Annotated in this window: 3 protein-coding genes; all 3 read right to left on the bottom strand. The window is 31.8% G+C overall.

The window, feature by feature from the left end; all coding sequences use genetic code 11:
- Positions 1-826, bottom strand: an 826-nt coding sequence (locus SVN78_09255) for an FAD-binding oxidoreductase (protein ID MDY6821792.1), incomplete at its 3' end; no start/stop codon positions are given.
- Positions 827-841: 15 nt separating this feature from the next.
- Positions 842-1837: an aldo/keto reductase gene (locus SVN78_09250; GenBank protein ID MDY6821791.1), complete on the bottom strand. Its 996-nt coding sequence runs from the start codon at positions 1835-1837 to the stop codon at positions 842-844.
- A gap of 94 nt (positions 1838-1931) precedes the next feature.
- On the bottom strand, positions 1932-3775 hold a 1844-nt coding region (locus SVN78_09245), incomplete at its 5' end, for a trehalase family glycosidase (protein ID MDY6821790.1).

The following is a 3775-nucleotide window of genomic DNA, read 5'->3' as shown; positions in this document are numbered from 1 at the left end:
TTGTCGAGCTAAATATATCATTAAAATAAGCAACTAATAGAGTGTCATAGGATGGTTTATCAATTAACTTAAATTTCAATTTTGTTACTATACCTAATGTGCCTTCAGAGCCAGTAAAGAGAGTATGTAAAAAAAGCCTTTCATTAACAACAAGTCTTCGCAAGTTATAACCAGAGACATTATTTTTTACTGATGGATAACTATCTTCTATTAGTTCTATATTTTCTATGTATAGCTTGTATATTTCCTGCAAATATGGTGGTAGTTCTTCAAATTCAAGTTTACTTATAGTACTTAGATTTACCTTCTCCCCACTAGCCAAAATAATATCAGCATCTAATAAATAATCACTAATATTACCATATTTAGATGAATGTGCTCCTGATGCATTTGTAGAAAACATGCCCCCAAAAGATGCATAGTCAAAACTAGATGGATCAGGCGGAAAGTATAAATTAACATTTTCTAAAATCTTATTTAACTCTCCGCCTCTAAAGCCAGGTTCACAGATAAAATATTTTTCGTTAGTATTCAGTTCAACTAATTTATTCATATATCTTGTAAAATCGATTACAATGCCTTCACCTAAAGACCCACCTGTTAAACCACTGCCAGCTCCTCTTGGGTGAATTGCCAAATTGTAATTATTTGCAAATTTGATGGTGTTTTTTACATCTTCCTCATCTCTAGGATATACTATTCCTAGTGGATTCCTAAGATACATACTGCCATCAGTAGATAATAAATATCTACTAAGTGCATCAGTAAAAAGATCCCCTTTTAATTTTTCTTTAAGCTCATCAAATACGTTATAACTAGTTTTCATAAGCCAAAAACAATCTTATTTGCCATCTCTATGAGGTGGTGCCATAAATTCTGGGCCAACTGGATCCTTTACAGTTTCTTCAATTATTTTATCAATTTCTTTGAAATCACTCTCATTTAAATGCCATCCAAAGATACCATCTATATTATCTAGTTGTGACGGCTTTCTTGCTCCCCAGAGTGCAATACCTATTTTTGTTTTATCTAAGATCCATCTTACAGCTAGATGTATAACCTCTCTATTGTATTTGTTTTTAGCAAAATCATTCAATTTATTAACACACTCTAAATAACTTTCAAAACGCTCCCCTTGGAATTTTGGGTCACTTTTTCTTAAATCATCTCCCTTAAACTCTCTATCTTTGGTCATTTTTCCTGATAACAACCCTCTACAAATTGCACCGTATGCAAGGATATTAATCCCCTTATCAATACAATAAGGTAATATATCTTTTTCAATATACCTTTCAAAAAGATTGTATGGAGGCTGTTGTGTATTAATTTCAGCAACTTTCTCAAAAGCTTCCATTTGTTCTACGTTATAATTGCTTACCCCAATAGCTCTTATCTTTCCTTGTTCTTTAAGTCTCAGCATTGTTTCTGCAGTTTCCTCAAAAGGTGTCATCCTATCTGGCCAATGAATTTGATATATATCAATATAATCTACATTTAACCTCCTTAAGGAATCATCTATCTCTTTTAAGATGCGCTCTTTAGAAGCATTACGGAATATATTTCCATTAGACCATTCTAAACCTGCTTTTGTTGCAACAATTACCTCATCTCTTTTTCCATATTCTTTAATTGCTTTTCCAACAATTTCTTCAGAGGTTCCAAAACCATATACTGGTGCAGTATCAATCATATTAATCTCTGTATCCAATGCTTTTAGTATAGTTTTAATTGATTCTTTTTCTTCTGTTCCACCCCACATCCAACCGCCAATAGCCCATGTTCCTAAAGCAACTCTAGATGCTTTTAAATCAGTGTTCTTAATAGTTACAAACTCCATAAGAACCTCCTTTTCATTAGATATTTTTTTAAACAACCCTATTATTTAAGTTATATATTAAATTCTGTAAAATATTAAATAAATCAAGATGAAATTAAAATATATCCTCTGGTGGTATTAAATCCCTTAATTTTTCAATCAGATTATTTGGTAATAAACTTAATCCCTCTTGATAGGATGCATTCATCCAACCAAAGCCTTCTCTTGTTATATAGTCAAATTCAGTACCAACATTTCCATAGCTTATAAAAACTTTGTGACTTCTTGTTGCTACGTTGTATTTTTCAGGTATTGTTCCATTATAATCAGCAGCATTCTTAGTAATAGTATATAACCACTTATAAATTAATCTATGAGCTTCATCTTCAAATCCATAATTTAAAAGTGCTCTCCAAGTAATCATCTGGTGTGGTGCCCAACCATATGGATAGTCCCATTGTCTCTCTAGCGTATCTTGGCCAGCTTTATATGCAAATTCTTTAGCGGTAGCAACAATACCACCAGCTTCTTCTAAATAACTGAGAGCTTTTGATATTAATTGTCCTGCTTTTTCTTTATCAATAATGTACGCAGATTCATCATCTGGATGAATAGCCCATAAAGGATAAAATGTTGTAGCACTTATATAATCACTTCTCTCATTATCTACTATGTTATAATCGAAAAACAAATTTTCTTCTTCATCCCATAAATAATTCAATATCAACTTTTTTCTCTTATTTGCTTTTACATACCATTCCTCTGAAGTAGTAATTGTTCCATCATATAACTCTATTTCTCCGTTAAAATAATTATCAATGACACTAGCTATATCTATCTCATACTTGTATAGAAGGCTGTTTAAATCTACAGTAACAAAATCAGCACATCTATCTTTACCATCAACTGTCCATCTATAAGTTGTATCATGCCCAGATTCACGCATGCATCTATCATGGATAAAATATTCGTCTAATTCAGGCACATCTATCGCTCCTTCATTATACATTTTTTCAAACTCTTCTATATCCATATTATATCTATTTGTGTAACCTTTAAGAAGCCAGTCATAATGCCCTTCTTCAGTTTCAGGGGGAATTCCTAGGCCTGTACCATAATATCTAGAAAGTCCAATATCCGTTAATTTTGGCTTTGTCATCCATACATTATTATATTCTTTTATTGCAAGATTTAGTGCATCATATAACAACTGTTTATTAGGAATCTTATTGTTTAGCTCTGTAAGCATTGAAGTAAAAAGGGGTGGCTGTGATCTTGTTAAATAATATGTTCTGTTAGCATTTAAAATTTTATCATAATATTCAATTTCATACATAAAATTCTTAACCATACCAATTACTAGCTCAAATTTACTATCTAACAAAAGACCTCTATTTATAAAATAACTATCCCATCCATACATCTCATTAAAGCGTCCACCAGGCACAACAAAGGGAACTCCTTCATAAGTTCCATTATTGTTTTTCTCTAAAGCAAGACTCAATAGGCCATGCCTACTTGGTTCATCTCCTAGATCTCTCACATATTCAGACGTTACAACCTCTGGCAATAGCTCAACCTTCATATTTAATTCCTTGTTATTATTGGCTACATTGCTAAAATAATTATAGCCCAACCTATCATTATAGGGCACATATAAATAATAATAATCTGACTCAACTTTTTCATCCTTTAAAACTTGCGGTAAATGTTCCTCATCAATTCTTCTGGTAAGGCCATCCCAAAAAAGTTCCCTTATCATTCTACTTGTCCTATCAACTGGATTTTCATAAATATAGTAAGGTCTTAATAACATTATTTGTTTATTTTCTTCTTTAGCTAACGATAATTGCATTAAAACATTTGATAGATAGTAGGCACCTTCAACTTTGTATGTTCTACCTGTAATACTCTCTATATAAAAAATCTTATCACCTTTATCATCAACGGTTATTTTAT

This window comes from Deferribacterota bacterium (assembly GCA_034189185.1).
Lineage (GTDB): Bacteria > Chrysiogenota > Deferribacteres > Deferribacterales > UBA228 > UBA228.
Note: the sequence above shows the minus strand (reverse complement) of the source record. Positions and strands in the feature narration are given on the sequence as shown.

Coding starts and splice junctions, on each gene's coding strand:
- SVN78_09250 (MDY6821791.1), bottom strand. CDS start 1,837: ATGGAGTTTGTAACTATTAAGAACACTGATTTAAAAGCATCTAGAGTT.